Annotated in this window: 18 protein-coding genes; 9 read left to right on the top strand and 9 right to left on the bottom strand. The window is 62.4% G+C overall.

All coding sequences use genetic code 11. The annotated features are described in order from the left end of the window. Nucleotides 1–97 precede the first annotated feature (97 nt). Nucleotides 98–2,326 (bottom strand): RNA polymerase sigma factor RpoD, encoded by a 2,229-nt coding sequence (gene rpoD / locus QN413_RS10415; RefSeq protein ID WP_323496547.1) that lies wholly within the window; start codon nucleotides 2,324–2,326, stop codon nucleotides 98–100. On the opposite strand from rpoD, the gene QN413_RS10410 reads away from it, so the two are divergent. Beyond that, a complete protein-coding gene (locus tag QN413_RS10410) occupies nucleotides 2,319–2,561 on the top strand; it encodes a hypothetical protein (protein WP_323496546.1) in 243 nt (80 codons plus the stop codon). The two genes, rpoD and QN413_RS10410, sit on opposite strands and share 8 nt — an antisense overlap. A 193-nt stretch (nucleotides 2,562–2,754) precedes the next feature. On the opposite strand, the gene dnaG is transcribed toward QN413_RS10410, so the two are convergent. After that, nucleotides 2,755–4,686, bottom strand: a complete 1,932-nt coding sequence (dnaG, locus tag QN413_RS10405; protein WP_323496545.1) for a DNA primase — start codon at nucleotides 4,684–4,686, stop codon at nucleotides 2,755–2,757. 86 nt (nucleotides 4,687–4,772) lie between these two features. Between dnaG and QN413_RS10400 the strand changes: the two genes are divergently transcribed. After that, on the top strand, nucleotides 4,773–5,699 hold the full coding sequence (locus QN413_RS10400; protein WP_323496544.1) for a YihY/virulence factor BrkB family protein: 927 nt from the start codon (nucleotides 4,773–4,775) through the stop codon (nucleotides 5,697–5,699). A 24-nt stretch (nucleotides 5,700–5,723) separates the two neighbouring features. Here QN413_RS10400 and QN413_RS10395 read toward each other — a convergent pair whose 3' ends face one another. Together QN413_RS10395 and QN413_RS10390 are read right to left on the bottom strand one after the other, a co-directional pair. Next, a complete protein-coding gene (locus tag QN413_RS10395) occupies nucleotides 5,724–6,479 on the bottom strand; it encodes a 3-hydroxyacyl-CoA dehydrogenase (RefSeq protein ID WP_323496543.1) in 756 nt (251 codons plus the stop codon). A 142-nt stretch (nucleotides 6,480–6,621) separates the two neighbouring features. Continuing rightward, complete coding sequence (locus tag QN413_RS10390) at nucleotides 6,622–7,173, bottom strand: phasin family protein (protein WP_187052625.1); 552 nt, start codon at nucleotides 7,171–7,173, stop codon at nucleotides 6,622–6,624. A gap of 186 nt (nucleotides 7,174–7,359) precedes the next feature. Here QN413_RS10390 and QN413_RS10385 point away from each other — a divergent pair, with 186 nt between their 5' ends. Next, the gene (locus tag QN413_RS10385) at nucleotides 7,360–7,824 is read left to right on the top strand and encodes a thioesterase family protein (RefSeq protein ID WP_323496542.1); all 465 of its coding nucleotides are present in this window, start codon (nucleotides 7,360–7,362) and stop codon (nucleotides 7,822–7,824) included. Between the two features lie 68 nt (nucleotides 7,825–7,892). On the opposite strand, the gene QN413_RS10380 is transcribed toward QN413_RS10385, so the two are convergent. Together QN413_RS10380 and QN413_RS10375 are read right to left on the bottom strand one after the other, a co-directional pair. Further along, nucleotides 7,893–8,297 carry a hypothetical protein gene (locus QN413_RS10380; RefSeq protein WP_323496541.1) on the bottom strand — a complete coding sequence of 135 codons (405 nt, stop codon included), beginning with the start codon at nucleotides 8,295–8,297 and terminating at the stop codon, nucleotides 7,893–7,895. A 43-nt stretch (nucleotides 8,298–8,340) separates the two neighbouring features. After that, nucleotides 8,341–8,574: a CsbD family protein gene (locus QN413_RS10375; RefSeq protein ID WP_187052622.1), complete on the bottom strand. Its 234-nt coding sequence runs from the start codon at nucleotides 8,572–8,574 to the stop codon at nucleotides 8,341–8,343. A gap of 213 nt (nucleotides 8,575–8,787) precedes the next feature. On the opposite strand from QN413_RS10375, the gene pncB reads away from it, so the two are divergent. The 5 genes from pncB to QN413_RS10350 are packed head-to-tail and all read left to right on the top strand — an operon-like array spanning nucleotide 8,788 to nucleotide 14,943. After that, complete coding sequence (gene pncB, locus QN413_RS10370; protein WP_323496540.1) at nucleotides 8,788–9,996, top strand: nicotinate phosphoribosyltransferase; 1,209 nt, start codon at nucleotides 8,788–8,790, stop codon at nucleotides 9,994–9,996. Nucleotides 9,997–10,021: 25 nt separating this feature from the next. Continuing rightward, nucleotides 10,022–11,359: a sodium:proton antiporter gene (locus QN413_RS10365; RefSeq protein ID WP_323496539.1), complete on the top strand. Its 1,338-nt coding sequence runs from the start codon at nucleotides 10,022–10,024 to the stop codon at nucleotides 11,357–11,359. Between the two features lie 21 nt (nucleotides 11,360–11,380). Beyond that, a complete protein-coding gene (locus tag QN413_RS10360) occupies nucleotides 11,381–12,367 on the top strand; it encodes a D-glycerate dehydrogenase (protein WP_323496538.1) in 987 nt (328 codons plus the stop codon). Nucleotides 12,368–12,376: 9 nt separating this feature from the next. Continuing rightward, nucleotides 12,377–13,738, top strand: a complete 1,362-nt coding sequence (locus QN413_RS10355) for a DNA recombination protein RmuC (RefSeq protein ID WP_323496537.1) — start codon at nucleotides 12,377–12,379, stop codon at nucleotides 13,736–13,738. Beyond that, nucleotides 13,735–14,943, top strand: a complete 1,209-nt coding sequence (locus QN413_RS10350) for an MFS transporter (RefSeq protein WP_323496536.1) — start codon at nucleotides 13,735–13,737, stop codon at nucleotides 14,941–14,943. The genes QN413_RS10355 and QN413_RS10350 overlap by 4 nt, the downstream gene beginning before the upstream one ends. Here QN413_RS10350 and QN413_RS10345 read toward each other — a convergent pair. The 3 genes from QN413_RS10345 to earP all read right to left on the bottom strand — a co-directional run bounded on the left by QN413_RS10345 (nucleotide 14,931) and on the right by earP (nucleotide 17,791). Beyond that, nucleotides 14,931–15,794 (bottom strand): TIGR00730 family Rossman fold protein, encoded by an 864-nt coding sequence (locus QN413_RS10345; protein WP_323496534.1) that lies wholly within the window; start codon nucleotides 15,792–15,794, stop codon nucleotides 14,931–14,933. The two genes, QN413_RS10350 and QN413_RS10345, sit on opposite strands and share 13 nt — an antisense overlap. A 189-nt stretch (nucleotides 15,795–15,983) precedes the next feature. Further along, nucleotides 15,984–16,538, bottom strand: a complete 555-nt coding sequence (gene efp, locus QN413_RS10340) for an elongation factor P (protein ID WP_068632364.1) — start codon at nucleotides 16,536–16,538, stop codon at nucleotides 15,984–15,986. Nucleotides 16,539–16,666: 128 nt separating this feature from the next. Beyond that, nucleotides 16,667–17,791 carry an elongation factor P maturation arginine rhamnosyltransferase EarP gene (gene earP / locus QN413_RS10335; protein ID WP_323496533.1) on the bottom strand — a complete coding sequence of 375 codons (1,125 nt, stop codon included), beginning with the start codon at nucleotides 17,789–17,791 and terminating at the stop codon, nucleotides 16,667–16,669. Between the two features lie 74 nt (nucleotides 17,792–17,865). On the opposite strand from earP, the gene uvrC reads away from it, so the two are divergent. After that, entirely contained in the window at nucleotides 17,866–19,845 is a 1,980-nt protein-coding gene (uvrC, locus tag QN413_RS10330; protein ID WP_323496532.1) for an excinuclease ABC subunit UvrC, read from the top strand. Nucleotides 19,846–19,900 lie beyond the last annotated feature (55 nt).

Raw genomic sequence — 19,900 nt, 5'->3', positions numbered from 1 at the left:
CTCTCTTTGTTGTCGTGCGATAAAAAAAGCGCCCGGCACCCTGTGAAGGGCGCAGCGGGCGCTTTGGCTCGAGATCCTTGTAACGGGATCCGCGGGGTCAGAGCGTGTCGATGAACGAACGCAGCTTGTCCGAACGGCTCGGGTGCTTCAACTTCCGCAACGCCTTCGCTTCGATCTGGCGAATCCGCTCACGCGTCACGTCGAACTGCTTGCCGACTTCTTCGAGCGTGTGATCGGTGCTCATCTCGATGCCGAAGCGCATGCGCAACACCTTGGCTTCGCGTGGCGTCAGCGAGTCGAGGATGTCCTTGACCACGTCGCGCAGGCCAGCCTGCATGGCAGCCTCGATCGGCGCCGTGTTGCTGCTGTCCTCGATGAAGTCGCCCAGGTGCGAATCGTCGTCGTCGCCGATCGGCGTTTCCATGGAGATCGGCTCTTTGGCGATCTTCATGATCTTGCGGATCTTGTCTTCCGGGATCTCCATCTTGGCGGCCAGGATGGATGCATCGGGCTCGAATCCGAACTCCTGCAGATGCTGCCGGCTGATGCGGTTCATCTTGTTGATCGTCTCGATCATGTGCACCGGAATACGGATGGTGCGGGCCTGATCGGCGATCGATCGCGTGATGGCCTGACGAATCCACCAGGTCGCGTACGTCGAGAATTTGTAGCCGCGACGGTATTCGAACTTGTCGACCGCCTTCATCAAACCGATGTTGCCTTCCTGGATCAAGTCGAGGAATTGCAGGCCGCGGTTGGTGTACTTCTTGGCGATGGAAATCACAAGGCGCAAGTTGGCTTCGATCATTTCCTTCTTGGCGGCGCGCGACGAATATTCGCCCTCGTTCATGCGCTTGTTGATGTCCTTCAGCTCAGGCAACGGCACCACGACGCGCGCCTGGATGTCGGCGAGCTTTTGCTGCAGTTCCTGCACCGGTGGGATGTTGCGCGCGAGCACCACGCTCCATGGCTTGCCGGATGCCGCCTGCTTTTCGACCCATTTCTGGTTCAGCAGGTGGGAGGCGACGCGGTTGCCGTTCTTGTCGTAGCCGCTGAAGTCGCGAATGAAGTCGTCCTGCGGAAAGCCGCACTTGTCCACGATGATGCGGCGCAGCTCGCGCTCTTTCTTCCGCACATCGTCGACCTGGCTGCGCACCATGTCGCACAGCTTTTCGATCGTCTTTGCGGTGAAGCGGATGGTCATAAGCTCTTCGCTCAGGGCCGCTTGCGCCTTGACATACGACGGCGTGCCGTAGCCTTCTTTTTCGTAGATCTTGTGGATCTTTTCGAACATCGTGGCCATGCGGTCGAAGCGTTCGAGCGCATCGCGCTTGAGTTCTTCGAGCTTCTTGGTCAGCGCCTTGGAGCCGCCTTTGCCGTCGTCGTCGTCTTCAGCGTCGAACTCGTCGAAGTCTTCTTCGGCCACATAGTCGTCGGCTTCGTTGGGGTTCGAGAAACCGTCGACGAAGGTGGTGATGACGGCCTTGCCCACGCCGGCACGAATTTCGTTGGCCAGCCGCAGGATTTCGGCGATGGTGGCGGGCGATGCGGAGATCGCTTCCATCATCGCCATCAAGCCACCTTCGATGCGCTTGGCGATTTCGATTTCGCCTTCACGCGTCAGCAGTTCGACGGTGCCCATTTCGCGCATGTACATGCGAACAGGGTCGGTCGTGCGGCCGAATTCGCTGTCGACGGTCGAAAGGGCAGCTTCCGCTTCTTCTTCGGCTTCTTCGACGGTCGCGGCAGTCGGCGCCGTGTTGTTCAGCAGCAGCGTTTCGGCATCGGGTGTCTGCTCGTAAACGGCCACGCCCATGTCGTTGAGCATGGTGACCACGACTTCCATCGTTTCGGCGTCGACCAGCTTGTCGGGCAAGTGGTCGGAGATTTCTCCGTGCGTCAGATAGCCGCGGGTCTTGCCGAGCGTGATCAGGGTCTTGAGGCGCGACCGGCGCTTGGCCAGGTCTTCTTCAGACAGCACGGTCTCGTCGAGGCCGAACTCCTTCATCAAGGCGCGTTCTTTCGCCTTGCTGATCTTCATGCGCAGTGGCTTGACCTTTTCTTCGGTCGACGTCACGACGGGTTCACCGGCCAGATCGTCCTCTATGTCCGACAGGTCGACGTCGCTCGTGGGTGCTTCGTTGCCAGCCTTGGGCTTTCGGCCGCGCTTGGCGCCGGTGGCAGCGGGTGCAGCCGCGCCTGAAGCAGCGGCTGCCTTGGGCGGACGGCCCACTTTCTTTGGAGCGGGTGCGGCTGGCGTCGCAGCTACGGCGGTTGCAGCGGGCTTCTTCAGGTCGGCGGAAGGATTCGATTTGGTCGTGGGCACTGTTTTCACTTTCGTTGCGGCAGCCGGCTTTGAGGCGGCGGCACCCGCTTTGGTTACCTTTGCACTTGAGGGTGCAATGGTCGCCTTCAACGGTTTTTTAGCAGCGGGGTGGCTGGCGGACACGGCAGGCTTCTTTGAACTGGGCATACAACCTCGAACATCAAGAATTAACAAGCGGAATCACACGCGCACCACAGACCCGGTGCAGGCATACAAGGGGGCACAGAGGAAATGAATCCTCATGGGCCAAACTAACTAAGCACACCGGCAAGATGTCGGGCGAACATTTGGTGTGCAGTCCTTGCGGTGTATTGGCCCGTTCCCGCTAGGGGAGTGCATTGCGCATGGGGCCGGACCGGAGGTGCTGCTGTCGCTCTTGCCGAATTCGCTGATAGCGAAGCCTGACATTATAGCGCGCTGCACTTTTTTCAAGCAGTGTCTGTGTTGCTTTTCAGGCGAGCGCGCAGCGTCAGCCGGCGCGATTCGAGCGCTTTGTAGCGCTCCAGCGCCTGCGGGTCGGTGCCGACCGCCGCGATCGCCTCGCTCTGCTGCGCTTTTAGCCGATCGTCCAGCATGAAGTCGAGCACGCTGCGCAGTTCGCGCGCTGCATCGGCCGCCTGGTCTCCCTCGGGATCGCCGATCGGGCCGCCGTCGGGGGCTGTCATGAGCCGCGTCGCCAGCCCCTCGAACGGCTGCTCGCGCAGGCCTTCGCGCAACGCCGCCCACGGCTGAGCTCCGTGCTCGTGCAGTTGGCTGTCGAGCCACGCAAACAAACGGCCGTGTTCACCGGGCAGGTCGCACAGCATGGCGTGCTGTTCATGCGAGAGGCCTTCCCATTCGGTCATGTTCGAAAGCAGCAGCCGCACCGCCAGGTCGGGGCGGGTGAGCGGCAGCACGCGCCCGCGGCTCGGCGGCCGACTTTGCGATGGCTTGCCGCCATATCGACCATCGGATGCGGTTCGGTCGCCGTCGTTTCTGTAACGACTTGTCGGCGCGGACGCGGATGGCGGCGCATTTCGAGGCCCTGCCGTCGAACCCCAAAGTTCGTTCAGCGCCTCGACGCCCATCTGAACCATGCCTGCAATGTCGCCCAGCAACTGGCGCTTGAAGGCGCCGTCGGGCAGGGCGCCCCACAGCGGTCGCACGTTGCTGGTCATGTGAGCGCGCCCTTCGGCGGTTGCCAGGTCGCAACCTTCGCGCGTGGCTTCGAGCATGAAGCGCGACAAGGGTGTCGCGTCGTCGATGAAGCGAGCAAAAGCGTCGGCGCCGAACTCGCGAATGAAGCTGTCGGGGTCGTGCTCGGCCGGCAAGAACAGGAACTTCATGCTCCTGACATCGTTCGCATATGGCAGCGCAGCGTCGAGCGCCTTGCGCGCTGCGCGCCGGCCGGCCGCGTCGCCGTCGAAGCTGAATACGACCGATTCGGTAAAGCGAAAAAGCTTTTGCACGTGCTCCGGCGTGCAGGCCGTACCGAGCGTGGCGACGGCGTTCGGAAAGCCCAATTGCGCCAGCGCAACCACGTCCATGTAGCCCTCGGTCACCAGCGCGAAGCCGCGCTCCCGGAAGGCTGCGCGTGCTTCGTACAAGCCGTAGAGCTCGCGGCCTTTGCTGAATACCGGCGTCTCGGGCGAGTTGAGGTATTTGGGTTTTTCGTCGCCCAGCACGCGTCCGCCGAAGCCGATGCACTCGCCTTTGACGTTGCGAATCGGGAACATCACGCGGTCGCGAAAGCGGTCGTAGCGTCGCGCTTCGCCTTCGCTGGCCTGCTCCGCGTTCACGCCTTGCGTGCCTTCGCTGACGATGACCAACCCGCTCTCTGCGAGCAACGGATCGTCGTAGTTGGGGAAGACGCTGGCCAGCGCGCGCCAGCCGGCCGGCGCATAGCCGATGCCGAACTGTTTGGCGACCTCGCCAGAGACGCCGCGGCGCTTCAGGTAGTCGATGGCGCCCGGTGCATTGCGCAAATGCTTGCGGTAGGCCTCGCCGGCTTTTTCGAGCACGTCGAACAAAGTCGCCTGCTTTTGGCGCTGCCCGGCGGCGCGGGCGCGCTCCTCCGGCGAGGCATCGTCTTCAGGCACCTGCAGGCCGTATTGGCCGGCCAGATCGTGCACCGCTTCAACGAAGCCCATGCCAGCGTGTTCCATCAGAAAACCGATCGCGTTACCATGCACTCCGCAGCCGAAGCAGTGATAGAACTGCTTGGTCGGGCTCACTGAAAACGAGGGTGATTTTTCGCCGTGGAACGGACACAGCCCCATGAAATTGGCGCCGGCCTTCTTCAACTGCACATAGCGTCCGACGATCTCCACCACGTCCGCCCGTGCGATGAGTTCCTGGATGAAAGAGGCGGGGATGGTCATGTGGGACGGGAGCGCCAAATCATACGCATGCGCTCGCGGCCCCGCGCTCAGCCGGCATACTTCTTCATCCGGTTCATCCCCGCCTCATGACCCCTCGCCCTTTACAACAAGCAGTCCGTCATGCGGCGCCGCTGCTGCGCCATCCGTTCCGTTTCATCTGGGACGCGCTCAAGGCTTTTCGCGCCAACCAGGGCTTGCTGCTCGCGGGCGCGGTCGCCTATTACGCGCTGTTGTCGATCGTCCCTCTCCTGATCGTCAGCGTCATCGCGCTGTCGCATTTCATAGATCAGCGCGAGTTGCTCATGACGATCGGCCGCTATCTCGAATGGCTGCTGCCGGGCCAGTCGAAGGCCGTCGTGCAGGAGCTGTCGAATTTTCTCGACCATCGTGACGTGCTTGGGCCGGTGCTGCTGGTGACGATGATCTTCTTCAGCTCGCTGGCCTTCACTGTGCTCGAAGCGGCGATGGCAGTGATCTTCCATCACCGAAAATCGACTCATCGGCGCCATGCGCTGTTGTCGGTGGTCATGCCCTACGTCTACATCCTGTGCCTGTGCGTCGGGCTGCTGCTGGTCACGCTGGTGTCGGGCGCGCTGCAGCTCATCGGGCAATCGAGCGTCGACCTGTTCGGGCGCAGCTGGTCGCTCTCAGGTGTGTCGGGCGTGCTGCTGTACTTGCTTGGCCTCGGCGGCGAGATCTTCATGCTGACCTCGCTCTATCTGGTGATGCCGGTCGGACGGCTGTCGCTGCACCACGCGCTGCTGGGCGGCATCACTGCGGCATTGCTGTGGGAAGTCACGCGACGCATCCTGGTCTGGTACTTTTCGTCGCTGTCGCAAGTCAATGTCGTGTACGGCTCGCTGACGACGGCCATCGTGGTGCTTCTGAGCCTGGAAATCGCTGCGACGCTGGTGCTCTTCGGCGCCCAGGTCATCTCGCAATATGAACGGCTGGAGCGCACCGGAAGCACCGAGCCGATCGAAGGCCGCATCGGCGTTGGAGACGACGCTTGACGCGGACAGTCATGGGCGAGGCACTTACCGCGGCGGAAGCCGGATCGCCCCGTCGAGGCGAATCACTTCGCCGTTGAGCATGTCGTTTTCGATGATGTGCTTCGCGAGCTTGGCGTAGTCCTCCGGCGTGCCGAGGCGCGACGGAAACGGCACGCTGGCGGCCAGCGCATCCTGCAGGTCTTGCGGCATGCCGAACAGCATTGGTGTGCCGAAGATGCCGGGAGCGATCGTCATGTTGCGGATGCCGTTGCGCGCAAGATCGCGCGCGATCGGGAGTGTCATGCCGACCACGCCGCCCTTCGACGCAGCGTAGGCGGCCTGGCCCATTTGCCCATCGTAGGCGGCCACGGAAGCCGTCGAGATCAACACTCCGCGCTCGCCGGTCGACTCGGGCTCGTTCTTGGCCATGGCTTCGGCCGCGAGGCGGATCATGTTGAAGCTACCGATGAGGTTCACCGTCACCGTCTTACTGAAAACAGCCAGCGCGTGCGCGCCGTTCTTGCCCACCGTTTTTTCGGCCGGCGCGATGCCGGCGCAGTTGACGAGGCCGAAAAGCTTGCCGAGCTTGAGCGCGGCAGCAACAGCGGCTTGCCCGTCGGCTTCCTTACTCACGTCGCACTTGACGAACACGCCGCCGATGTCTTGTGCGACCGCTTCACCCTTGTCCTGCATGTCGGCGATCACGACCTTGGCACCGTTGGCGGCCAGCATCCGCGCCGTGCCCTCGCCCAACCCCGACGCGCCGCCGGTGACGATGAAAACCTTGCCTTCGATCTGCATGCGTATCTCCAAATAGTGAGGGTCGCATTATCGAAGACGCCGCCTGCAGGGTGCACAAAAGCGATCGGACAAAAAAAGGGGCCCTGTCCGAAAACAGGGCCCTGAATTGGATCCGTGAGGACCCAAGGAGACAACTTGTGAATTAACGCTTGGTCTTGGCGGTAGCGGTCTTGGCAGCGTTGACGGCTTGCGTCGACACGGCCGTGAAGTTTGCTTCGGCAACGTCGGAAGCTTGCTTGACAGCCTTCTGCACCGATTCGAATGCGTTGTTGGCGGCAGCCACAGCGCTTTTCATCATGGCGACGGCGGTTTCAGAGCCTGCAGGTGCGTTCTTCGAAGCGCTGTCGACCATGCCGACGATGGTGGCTTGCGTTTCGGCGGCCTTGGCTTCGAATGCCTTGGTGAATTCGGCGCTGGTGCCCTGAGCGATGTCGTACAGGTGACGGCTGTAGGCAGCGGTCTTTTCGGCGAGAGGCTGGAACAGGCTGGCTTGCAGAGCCAAAAGTTCTTGCGCGTCCTTGACGCCCATCACGGCTTTGGCGGTGCCAGCAGCTTCGGTCAGTGCTGCCTTTGAGGCGGTCACGTTCAGTTCGACCAGCTTCTCGACGCCTTCGAATGCCTTGGTGGTCAGGCCGAACAGGGTTTCGAGCGAAGCTTTTTGCGAAGCGATGAGTTGGTCAGCGTTGAGGGCCATGATGATCTCCAGTAGTGTTGAAAAGGGGTGCTTGGTACGTTGCCGAGCCGTCTATGTTGCGGTGCAGCATGGACTGAAGTATAGGCAGCTGACTCAAGCTTTCAAGCGTTTTTTGCTGCTGTGCAGCAATTTAGAACAGGCTTTCTAAAACGCCTGCCGATGCAGTGGCTGGCAGAATTCGGTGCCATGAGCGAACGTCCACTGCCTCCTGTCATTGCCCGTCCCCAACCTCAGAGTCGCAGCGCCTACCGCACTTTCAGGGCCATCCCCACGCGTTGGGCCGACAACGACATGTACGGCCACGTGAACAACGTCGTGTACTACGGCTGGTTCGACACCGTGGTCAATGGGGAGCTCATCGAGCGCGGCGTACTGGACATTCACGCGGGCCAGATCATCGGCTTCGTTGTGGAGACGCAATGCAACTATTTCGCGCCGCTGGCGTTTCCGCAAACGGTGGAAGCTGGCCTGCGTGTCGCACAGGCCGGCAGTTCCAGTGTTCGATACGAGATCGCACTGTTCGCCCGGGGCGCCGAGATGGCTGCAGCACAAGGGCACCTGGTGCATGTGTATGTTGACCGCTCGACGCAGAGGCCCATGCCCTTGCCCGAGGCGTTGCGGCGCGTTGTCGAAGAACTCCGAGCGGAATAAAAAACGGCGCACTAAGCGCCTTTTTCTTGCTGATCGCCAAAAAGCCGTCCCAAAGGACGACCGCTGGATCAGCCTTTCTTCATCGCCTTCATGTCGGCCTTGGACTTGTCGTGATCGGCCTTGGCCTGGTTCACGCATGCACTCTTGGCGTCGCCCTTCTGGTCGTCGCACTTTTCCTTGGCGACGTCGTAGGTCATCGTGGCCTTTTCTTCAGCGACCTTGCGAGCATGGCTGTCGCTCGGCTTGTATTGCTGCTCGAGGTCAGCCTTGGCGACGTTCTCCGTGCCCTTGGCTTCCTTCATGCACACGTCCTTGGCGTTGTCCTTCATCGTGTCGCATTGCGCCTTGGCGACCTTGTAGTCGGATTCGATTTTTTGCTTGGCGACTTTGTACTCGTCCTTTGTCATGGCACTGGCGTGCGTCATCACGAAGCAAGACGATGCGAGTGCCAGCATGAGCAGATGTTTTTTCATGAGAGTTTCCCTCGTTGAGTTGATAAATTGAAGATTCAGCGGTTCAGACTTTTTCGAACCAGAGTGCGTCAGGCGTACGGCCATCGCGGCCCTCCCAATCCTTGACCTGCTTTTCGGCCTCGTCGCGGCTGATGCCGTGACGCTCCTGGATGCGTCCGAGCAGCTGGTCGCGCTTGCCGGCGATGACGTCGAAATCGTCGTCGGTCAGCTTGCCCCACTGCTCCTTGAGCTTGCCCTTGAGCTGTTTCCAGTTGCCTTCAACGGTGTCTTTGTTCATGACTCTCTCCTTCGGTTTGGATGGTCCGGCGTGCCTTGTTGCCGTGGAGAAAATGTACGTAGCGTCATGGTTGCGAGCCGGTAGGACGCCCCGGCAACCGACCGTAGGCACATGCCGACGCGCCCCGTGATAATCGAGCCACCCCTAGCGACGTCATCGTCGACGCCCAGTCGCAAAGCCTTGCACCTTGAAGAGAGACACACGCGCTGCACCATGATCATTCAAAGCCTGCTGGACACCGACCTCTACAAGTTCACGATGATGCAAGTCGTTCTGCACCACTTTCCTGGGGCGCAGGTCGAATACCGCTTCAAGTGCCGCAACCCCGGCGTCGATCTGGCTCGCTTTGCCGACGAGATTCGCGATGAAGTGCGCTCGCTGTGCTCCCTGCAGTTTCTCGACGCCGAGCTCGACTACTTGCGTTCGATGCGCTACATCAAAAGCGACTTCGTCGACTTCCTCGGACTGTTCAAGCTCAATGAGAAGTACATCGACATCGTCCCGCAGCCGTCGGGCGAACTGGAGATCAGCATCAAGGGGCCGTGGCTGCACACGATCCTGTTCGAGGTCCCGGTGCTGGCCATCGTCAACGAGGTCTACTTTCGCAACACCCAGCCGCAGGCTGATGTTGACGAGGGGCGGCGCCGGCTGGAGAACAAGATCGAGCAACTGCAGGGCGAGGGTCTGGTCGATCTGAAGATCGCCGACTACGGCACGCGCCGACGCTTCTCCAAGGAATGGCATGAAGAGGTGTTGCGCACGCTGAGCTCCAAGCTCGGTCCGGTACTGGTGCCCGCCAGAATCACCGGCGAGCCGCCGCAGTTCGCCGGCACCAGCAATGTCCTCTTCGCGATGAAGCTCGGCCTGATCCCGCTCGGGACCATGGCGCACGAGTACCTGCAGGCGTGTCAGGCGCTCGGCCCGCGGCTGCGCGACAGCCAGGTCTTCGGCTTCGAAATGTGGGGGCGCGAATACCGCGGCGACCTCGGCATTGCACTGTCCGATGTGTATGGCATGAGCGCCTTCCTGCGCGACTTCGACCTGCTGTTCTGCAAGCTGTTCGACGGTTCGCGACACGACAGCGGCGACCCGTTCCAGTGGGGCGAGCGCATGCTGGCGCACTACACGGCCAACCGTGTCGACCCGCGCACCAAGACGCTCATCTTCAGCGACGGACTCACGGTGCCGCGCACCATCGAGCTCTACCAGCAGTTTCGCGGGCGGTGCCTGCTCGCCTTCGGCATCGGCACCAACCTGACAAACGACCTCGGCTACGAGCCGCTGCAGATCGTGATCAAGATGATCCGCTGCAATGACCAGCCGGTTGCCAAGCTGTCGGACACACCATCCAAGAACATGTGCGAAGACGAGAAATATCTGGCCTACCTGCGCCAGGTGTTTGAGATCGAGCAGCCCGCGTGACGGCCCGCACGACGGGACAGCGCTGATGGAAGGAGCCACGCTGTCCGTGATGTGGGCGCTGCCCTTTGCCGGGTTGCTGCTGTCGATCGCATTGCTGCCACTCATTGCGCCGCACTTCTGGCACGGGCATTACGGCAAGGTGGCGTTGGGTTGGGCGCTTTCGTTTCTGTTGCCGTTGATGGCCGTGTTCGGCTCCTCGTCGGCTGCGCATGAGCTTGTGCATGCATTGCTCGCTGAGTACGTTCCGTTCATCCTGTTACTGGTCGCGCTGTTCACGGTATCGGGCGGCATTCATATCAGCGGCAATCTGCACGGCGACCCGCGGACCAACACGGCCATCCTTGCTATCGGCGGGCTGCTGGCGAGCGTCATGGGCACCACCGGCGCTTCGATGTTGTTGATACGTCCGCTGATCCGCGCCAACGACAACCGGGTGCACAAAGTGCATACGGTGGTGTTCTTTATCTTCATCGTGTCGAACATCGGTGGCTCGCTGACGCCGCTGGGCGATCCGCCGCTGTTCCTCGGCTTTTTGAAAGGCGTGGATTTCTTCTGGACTGCGCGCAACATCCTGCCCGAGACACTGCTGCTGGTCGCCGCGTTGCTCGCCATCTTCTATTTGCTAGACCGCCATTGGTACCGCAAAGAAGGCGTGCTGCCGCAAGACCCGACGCCCGACACCGGGCGCATCGGCATCGACGGTGGCGTCAACTTCATTTTGCTGGCCGGCGTGATCGGATTGGTGTTGATGAGCGGCCTGTGGAAGTCGGACATGGTGTTCGATGTGTACGGCACGTCGGTCGGGCTGCCGGGACTGGTGCGCGATGTGGGCCTGGTGGTGCTGACGCTGATTTCGCTCAAGCTCACCGCCGCCCCGGTTCACGCTGCCAACCAGTTCGAGTGGGAGCCGATGCGCGAAGTGGCCAAGCTCTTCGCCGGCATCTTCGTGACCATCGCGCCGGTCATCATGATGCTCAAGGCAGGGGCGGCTGGGCCGTTCGCCGCGGTGGTCGCAGCCGTCACGCTGCCCGGTGGTGAACCGAACCCGCCGATGTATTTCTGGGCCACCGGTTTGCTGAGCGCGTTTCTTGACAACGCACCCACCTACCTTGTCTTTTTCAACACCGCCGGCGGCGACGCGGACGTGCTGATGACCGCACGCGCATCGACCCTGGCCGCCATCTCGGCTGGCGCGGTGTTCATGGGGGCGGTCAGCTACATCGGGAATGCACCGAACTTGATGGTCAAGGCCATCGCCGAGAGCCGGGGCGTGCGCATGCCGGGCTTCTTCGGCTACATCGCGTGGTCGTGCACCATCTTGCTGCCGCTTTTTGTCGTCTGCACGTTCCTGTTTTTTCGCTGAACGTCCACTGAAAGGATCACCATGAGCAAACCAAAAATCCTGATCGCGCGAGCCATATTTCCCGAGACCATCGATCGCCTGTCGCAGCACTTCGACGTCGAATCCAATCAGGCCGACGACGTGTGGTCGAAAGCCCGGCTTATCGACAAACTCAAGGGCAAAGCCGGCGTGTTCACCACCGGCAGCGAGCGCATCGATGGCGAGTTGCTCGACGCTTGCCCCGAGCTGAAGATCTGCGCCAACATGGCCGTCGGCTACAACAACTTCGATATCGAGGCCATGGTCTCTCGCGGCGTCACGGGCACCAATGCACCCGACGTGCTGACCGAAACCACCGCCGACTTCGGCTTCGCGCTGCTGATGGCCACTGCGCGCCGCATCGCCGAGAGCGAGCACTACTTGCGCGCCGGCAAGTGGACGAAGTGGGCCTACGACATGTTTTCGGGCTCCGACATCCATGGCGCCACGCTCGGCATCATCGGCATGGGTCGCATCGGACAGGGCATCGCCAAACGCGGTGCGCACGGCTTCGGCATGAAGGTGATCTATCACAACCGTTCGCGGCTCGACGCTGCACTCGAAGCCGAGTGCAAGGCCAGCTATGTGGGCAAGGAAGAATTGCTGAAGACCGCCGATCACGTGGTGCTGGTGGTGCCTTACACACCAGCGTCGCATCACACCATCGGTGCCGCTGAACTTGCGCTGATGAAGCCGACCGCCACGCTGGTCAACATCGCACGCGGCGGCATCGTCGACGATGCGGCGCTGGCTGCTGCATTGCGCGACAAGCGCATCGCCGCGGCGGGCCTCGACGTGTTCGAAGGCGAGCCCGAAGTGCATCCCGATCTGCTCACCGTGCCGAATGTCGTGCTGACCCCGCACATCGCCAGTGCGACGGTACCGACGCGGCGTGCCATGGCCGAATTGGCAGCGGACAACCTGATCGCGTTCTTCGAGGGCAAGGGGCCGGTGACGCCAGTCACACCCCTGGCCCCGGCAGGAACATAAACCGTCGACATGCCATTCGATTTCCCATTGATCCTTCTCGTGTCGATGGTGCTGGCGGCTGTCGAGCTGGTGCTCCTCGTCTGGTTGCTGGCACGTCGTGCGCCCAAGCAGGATCACACCGAACTGATCGCGACGCTCGGCGCTGGCAACGAGCGCATCGAGCGCGAGTTACGCCGAGAGATCGGCGAGAACGCGCGTGGCACGCGGCAGGAAACGGCACAGGTCTTCGCGACGTTCCAGCATGCTTTGCTTCAGCAGGGTGCCGAATCGACCCGCACGCAGAACGCGCAGATCGACGCGTTCGGCCAGCAATTGGCAATGCTGCAAAAGACCCTGGCCGACACGCTCAACACGCAGTTGCAAGGCCTCTCGGAATCGAACGCACGGCGCTTGGCCGAGGTGCGCACCACCATGGAAACGCAGCTCGCGCAGCTTCAGCAGAGCAATACCGCCAAGCTCGAAGAGATGCGCAAGACCGTCGACGAGAAGCTGCAAAGCACGCTGGAGGCGCGCCTCGGCGAAAGCTTCAAGCAGGTGGCCGACCGACTCGAACAGGTGCACAAGGGTCTGGGCGAAATGCAGACGCTGGCGCAGGGCGTGGGCGATCTCAAGCACTTGCTCACCAACGTCAAGACGCGCGGCATCTTCGGCGAGGCGCAACTGGGTGCGCTGCTGGAACAGGTGTTCACTGTCGACCAGTACGCCGCGCAGGTCGTGACGCGTCCCGGTGCGCGTCATACGGTGGACTTCGCCATCCGGCTGCCGGGCCGCACCGCAGAAGGAGACGCGCTGTGGTTGCCGATCGATGCCAAGTTTCCCAACGAAGACTATGAGCGCCTGCTCGACGCGCAGCAGCGCGCCGACCCGATCGCCGCAGAACTGGCTGGCCGTGCCTTGGAGGCACGCATCTGGCTGGAGGCGAAGGCCATCGAAGAAAAGTACATCGCGCCGCCGCACACCACCGACTTCGCGATCCTCTTTTTGCCGACCGAGGGGCTGTATGCCGAGGTGCTGCGCCGCCCTGACCTCATGCAGGGGCTGCAGCGCAAGCATCGCATCACGCTGGCGGGTCCGACGACTTTGCTCGCCATCCTCAATTCGCTGCAGATGGGATTCCGTACGCTGGCGCTCGAAAAGCGTTCCAGCGAGGTGTGGCAGGTGCTCGGCGCGGTCAAAGCCGAGTTCGGCAAGTTCGGCGATGTGCTCGCGCGCGTCAAGAACCAGGCGCAGACGGTGCTCAACACGCTGGACCAGGCGCAGACGCGCAGCAATGTCATGCACCGCGCGCTGCGCCAGGTAGAGGCGTTGCCTGAAGCCCAGGCGCAGGTGCTGCTGCCACCGGCCCTCGAGGGAGATGATGAGACGCCGTGACAGCTGAACTGCTGCGCCTGATCCTGGCGCAGGTCTGCCTGCATGCCGTGATGACCGGCACGCGTCTCGCCGCACCGCTGCTCGCGCTGCAGCAGGGCTATAGCCCGGCGGCCGTCGGCGTCATGCTGGCGCTGTTCGCGCTGACGCAGGTTTTTCTGGCGCTGCCGGCCGGGCGTTTCGCAGACCGGCATGGCTTGCGCAAGCCTCTCTTGATCGCTGTTGTCTCTGCGGCACTGGGCGCTGCTTTGTGTGCGGCGTTTCCGGTCTTTCCGGCGTTGTGCGTCGCCGCACTTCTCACCGGTGGCGCAACCGGCATCGCAGTGATCGCATTGCAACGACACGTCGGCCGCGCTGCACAAAGTCCGGCTCAGTTGAAGCAGGTTTTCAGCTGGCTGGCCATCGCGCCGGCTGCCGCCAATTTTGTCGGTCCGTTCGCCGTCGGTCTGCTGATCGACCATGCGGGCGGCGCGCCCGGCGACATCGTCGGCTACCGTGTGGCATTCGGACTGCTGGCGCTGCTGCCGCTCGCCTGCTGGTGGCTGGCGCGCAGTGCACGCGACCTGCCGATGCCGCCGTCGGTCCTCGGCGCAACGAAGCCGCGCGCCTGGGATCTGTTGTCGGAGCCGATGTTCCGTCGGCTGTTGTTCGTCAATTGGCTGCAGTCCGCGTCGTGGGACGTCCACACATTCGTGCTGCCGCTTCTCGGTCACCAACGCGGCCTGAGTGCCTCGGTCATCGGGTCGATCCTCGGTGCGTTCGCGGTGGCCGCAGCCGTCGTGCGCGTGGTGCTGCCGGCCATTGCATCACGTGCCAGCGAGCGCAGCGTGATCACCGTATCGAACGTCGTCACAGCGCTCGTGTTCGCTGTCTATCCATTCATGACCACGGCCTTCGGCATGGGTTGCTGCTCGGTCGCGCTCGGCCTGGCACTGGGCGCAGTGCAGCCGATGGTGATGAGCATGCTGCACCAGACAACGCCGCATTCACGTCACGGCGAGGCACTCGGCTTGCGCCTGATGACGCTGAACGCATCGAGCGTGGCGATGCCGATGCTATTTGGTGCGGCTGGCGCTTTGATCGGCGTGGCGGGCGTGTTCTGGATCGTCGGCGGCGTGGTGGCTGCCGGCACGCGCTCTGTATGGGGCCTCAAGGTGCCGCCGCCCGAAGCACCGGCACCGGAGGCACAGACGGCTCAGAGCTTGTAGAAAGCCTTGATGGCTTGCCAAGCATCGGCGGGTGCGTCGACGTATTCGAAGAGCTTGACGTCGTTGGGCGAGATCACGCCTTCGTCCACCAGAAAATCAAAGTTGAGCAGCTGCTTCCAGTAGTCGGAGCCGAACAGCACGATCGGCACCGGCTTCGACTTCTTGGTCTGGACCAGCGTGATGACCTCGAACAGCTCGTCGAGCGTGCCGAAGCCGCCGGGGAACGCGACCAGTGCCTTCGCCCGCATCATGAAGTGCATCTTGCGGATCGCGAAGTAATGGAACTTGAAGCTCAGCGCTGGCGTGACGTACGGGTTGGGTTCCTCTTCCATCGGCAGGGCGATGGCGAGGCCGATGTTGAGACCGCCGCCTTCGTAAGAGCCTCGATTGGCGGCCTGCATGATGCCGGGGCCGCCGCCGGTGCAGATAAAGAGCTTGTCTTCCGGTTCCTTGTCGTTGCTGTACTGCGCGACCATCTTGCCGAAGGCTCGAGCCTGCTCGTAGTAGTGCGAACCGCGTGCCAGACGGCGCAGCCGAGCCACGGCGACGTCGTCACCCGCCGCTTCCGCCTGGGCGATCAGCGCGCCGGATTCTTCTTCGCTCCGAAAGCGCGCGCTGCCGAATACGACCACGGTGTTCTCGATGCCGTGCGCTCGCATCTCGATGTCGGGCTTCATCAGCTCCAGCTGCATGCGAAGGCCGCGGGTCTCGCGGCGCAACAGGAATTCCGGGTCGGCGAACGCAAGGCGGGACGGGTCCGGATCGAGCGGCAAGCCCTTGTCGGAGTGGGTTTGCAGCGTCGCCCAGGCGTCGGCCAGGCGTTTGTCGTGGAGGTTGTGTGTGTTGTTCATGCGTTGGCTCCGGGAGTCTTGCTGATTGTGCTTGCTGCGTCTGCAGGAGAGGCCACAGCAGGATACGGGCCAGCTCACTCGGCAGCTTGGGGAACGGTCAGAGACTGGGCAAGAGAGAAGGTCGGGTAAGACATAAAAAAAGCTCCCGAGGGAGCTTTTTCGACAGCGGGCGAAACGCTAAAGGAGCGCTCAGACGCGCTTGCGGTATTCGCCGGTGCGTGTGTCGATTTCGATCTTGTCGCCTTGCGCCACGAAGAGCGGCACCGGTACTTCGAAGCCGGTCGAGATCTTGGCCGGCTTGAGCACCTTGCCCGACGTGTCGCCCTTGACGGCAGGCTCGGTCCAGGTGATTTCGCGCTCGACGCTGGTCGGCAGTTCGACCGAAATGGCCTTCTCGTCGTAGAACACGACTTCGAGTGTCATGCCGTCTTCAAGGTAGTTGAGCGCGTCGCCCATGTTCTCGGCTTCGACTTCATACTGGTTGAACTCGGTGTCCATGCAGACGTACAGCGGGTCGGCAAAGTACGAGTAGGTGCACTCTTTCTTCTCGAGCACGATCTGGTCGATCTTGTCGTCGGCCTTGAAAACCTGCTCGGTGTTGAAGTTGGCGACCAAGCTCTTGAGCTTCATTCGGACAGTGGCGGAATTGCGGCCGCCGCGGCTGTATTCGGTCTTGAGGACGACCATGGGGTCCTTGCCGTGCATGATCACGTTGCCGGCGCGGATTTCTTGAGCGATTTTCATATCAGGGTCTCTGGATGTTGGGCCGCTCGGTGCATCGGAAAGCCAGTGTGGCGGTCTTTGTCCAGTGCGACCTGGTGATGCATGGTTCCCGCGGCGGGTTCGGCGGTCTGACCGCAAAGCCAGCTATTTTAGCTTTTCCCGGCGCACATCTGCATCAGTTGGGTGACGAGGTCGTCTTGTGCGAGGAGGCGGTCACGCGCCGCGTTGATCGTGGCCTGCCATTCAGCGAGCGCTTCGGCTTCGAGTGCGGGCAGTGCCGCTTCGCCAGAATCGACACCGCCAAAGCCGTTCCATGTCCTATGAAACGCTCGCAGCGACGGTGGAGCATCGAGCCAGTCGAGCCATGCGCCGAGCTTGACGTGGTGCGCGTCGTCGTCCTGCGGATAAATCTGCCAGACCATGGGCGCGCCGGCCCAGAGGGCGCGCACGAAGGAGTCTTCGCCTCGTACGAAGTTGAGGTCGCAAGACCACAGCAGCCTGTCGAAATCTGGCTGCGTGAGATGCGGCAGGTAGGAGATGGACAAGGCGCCTTCGCTTGTTGAAGCGGCATCATGCTTGGCATTGCTCGACAGGCACGCTTGCACTGCCAAGGTCGCACGGCCGGCAGTCACTAGCAGCCGCGTCGGCTCCATCGCGGTCGCCAACTGGTTCAGCAGACCAGCGAGGGCGGGGGGCTCGTAGCAGAAGAGAGAAATCAATCGTTCGCCATGCCAGTCGATCTGTCGCTGCGCCAGCCAAGCTGCACGATCGAATCGTGTGCGTTCGGCCATGAGGTCGGGTTCACGCAGCAACCCGCCAGTGCCTGCCGTAAAGCCGGGATAGAAGAAGCGCTTGGTCAGGTCGGCGCCTGGACCGCGAAAGACAGGAGAGGGCAGACTGTGCAAACGCTCGACATAGGGTTCGGCCGAGAGGTATTCCAGATTGATCCACGGCCGGCGTCCTTGCGGCAATGCAGTGGCGTCTTGCGCGTTTGCAAAACGCTCGATCAGTTCGGGCGCCGGGTCGCAGCCGAAGGCCTCGATCAGTACGTCGGAAGAGGTGTCCGAGGCGGCGGCCTTCACTGCGTCTGGATCACTCCAGTCGATGACCGTTACGCCGGCGCGTCCCTTCGGCGCCATCCACTGCAGCGCTGACCGCTCATCAAGCCACAGGCGGACACGTTGCCCGCGCATTGCAAGCTGGCAGCACAGGCGCCAGCACACGCCCAGATCGCCGTGATTGTCGATGACCTTGCAGAAGATGTCCCATTGCATGCGGGCACTTTAGCGTCAGGGCCGACGCGCGGCATGGCTGATGTAGCCCGTGCCGCCGCGCCACAATAGCCGCCATGTCAGACGTGCATTCCGATCAACTGTTGAGTGAAGTGGCGGCCCTGCCGCAATTGCCGGGCGTGTACCGCTATTTCGATGCGGCGGGCGCCGTGCTCTATGTGGGCAAGGCGCGCAACCTGAAGAAGAGGGTCGCCAACTACTTCCAGAAGAGCCACGGCGGCACGCGCATCGGCCACATGATCTCGAAGATCGTGCGCATGGAGACGACCGTGGTGCGCTCGGAAGCCGAGGCGTTGCTGCTCGAAAACAACCTGATCAAGTCGCTCAAGCCGCGCTACAACATTCTCTTTCGCGACGACAAGAGCTATCCGTACCTGAAGATCGCTTCGCACACGTTTCCGCGCCTCGCCTACTACCGCGGCGCAACCGATCGCAAGCATCGCTACTTCGGGCCCTATCCGAGCGCGTGGGCGGTGAAAGAAACGATCCAGCTCCTGCAGAAGGTTTTCAAGCTGCGCACCTGCGAGGACACCGTGTATGCGAACCGGACGCGGCCGTGTCTGCTGTATCAGATCAAGCGTTGCACCGGGCCGTGCGTCGGCAACATCACGCCCGAGGACTACGCGCACGACGTGACCAACGCCGAAGCCTTTTTGATGGGTGACACGCACCTCGTGCTGACTGCGCTCGAAGGCCGCATGACGAGCCACGCGGAGCGGCTCGAGTTCGAGCAGGCGGCCGAGCTGCGCAACCAGATGTCGGCGCTGTCGCGCGTGTTGCACCAGCAGTCGATCGAGATCGCCTCGGACAAGGACGTCGACATCCTGGCGGTGAAGGTGCAGGGCGGCAAGGCCTGCGTCAACCTGGCGATGGTGCGCGGTGGTCGGCACCTCGGCGACCGGCCCTACTTCCCCGTGCATGTGGAAGACGCGGCCGCCATCAACAGCGATGACTTCGAAGCCGAGCAAGCCGATGTAGCCGATACGGGCGCACCGGCTGCTGCCGTCGATTCGGTCGAGGTCCAGGTGCTCGAGGCATTCATCGCACAGCATTACATCGACGTGCCGGTGCCGGCCACGCTGGTGTTGAGCGAACTCGTCAGCCGCGAGCTGATCGAGGCGGTGTCGCAGCAGTCGGGCACGCGGATCACGGCCGTGTTCCAGCCGCGCGAGCAGCGTCGGCGCTGGCTGGAAATGGCGCAGACCAATGCCGGCCTGCAGCTGGCGCGCCTGCTGGCCGAAGAAGGCTCCCAGCAAGCGCGGACGCGGGCACTGACCGATGCGCTCGAACTCGCTCCTGACGATCTCGACAACTTCCGCGTCGAGTGCTTCGACATCTCGCACACGGCCGGCGAGGCCACGCAGGCATCGTGCGTGGTGTTCGAGCATCACACAATGCAGAACCGCGAATACCGCCGCTACAACATCGAGGGCATCACGCCGGGCGACGACTACGCCGCCATGAGGCAAGTTCTGCACCGTCGTTACAGCAAGCTGGCTGAAGTCATGGCGGCAGAGACGGATGCGCCGACCGCGGGCGATGCGAGCGGCGCTGGCACCGATGCGCCCGCCAAAACCCGTGCCGCGCGCATGCCCGACCTGGTGCTGGTCGATGGCGGCAAAGGCCAGGTGTCGATGGCGCGCGAAGTCTTCGGCGCGCTGGGGCTTCCACTTTCGCTGATTGTCGGTGTCGAAAAGGGCGAGGGGCGCAAGGTCGGGCTGGAAGAACTGGTGTTCGCCGATGGGCGCGAGAAGGTCTACCTGGGCCGCGATTCCGCCGCGCTCATGCTGGTCGCGCAAATCCGCGATGAAGCGCATCGCTTCGCCATCACAGGCATGCGTGCCAAGCGCGCCAAGGTGCGTGTGGGCGGCAGTCAGCTCGAAGACATTCCGGGCATCGGTCCCAAGAGGCGTGCGCGTTTGCTGCAACGTTTTGGCGGCATTCGGGGTGTGGCGGCAGCGAGCGTCGAAGACATCGCGTCGGTCGACGGCATTGCGACGGACCTGGCCGAAGAGATCTATCGGGCGCTTCACTGACACAGGTCTGCAAGAAGCGCCGTAACCCCGTCATCGAACCACGTCACAATCGACC

The organism is Variovorax sp. LG9.2, from assembly GCF_035018885.1.
In the GTDB taxonomy this organism is placed as follows: domain Bacteria; phylum Pseudomonadota; class Gammaproteobacteria; order Burkholderiales; family Burkholderiaceae_C; genus Variovorax.
Note: the sequence above shows the minus strand (reverse complement) of the source record. Positions and strands in the feature narration are given on the sequence as shown.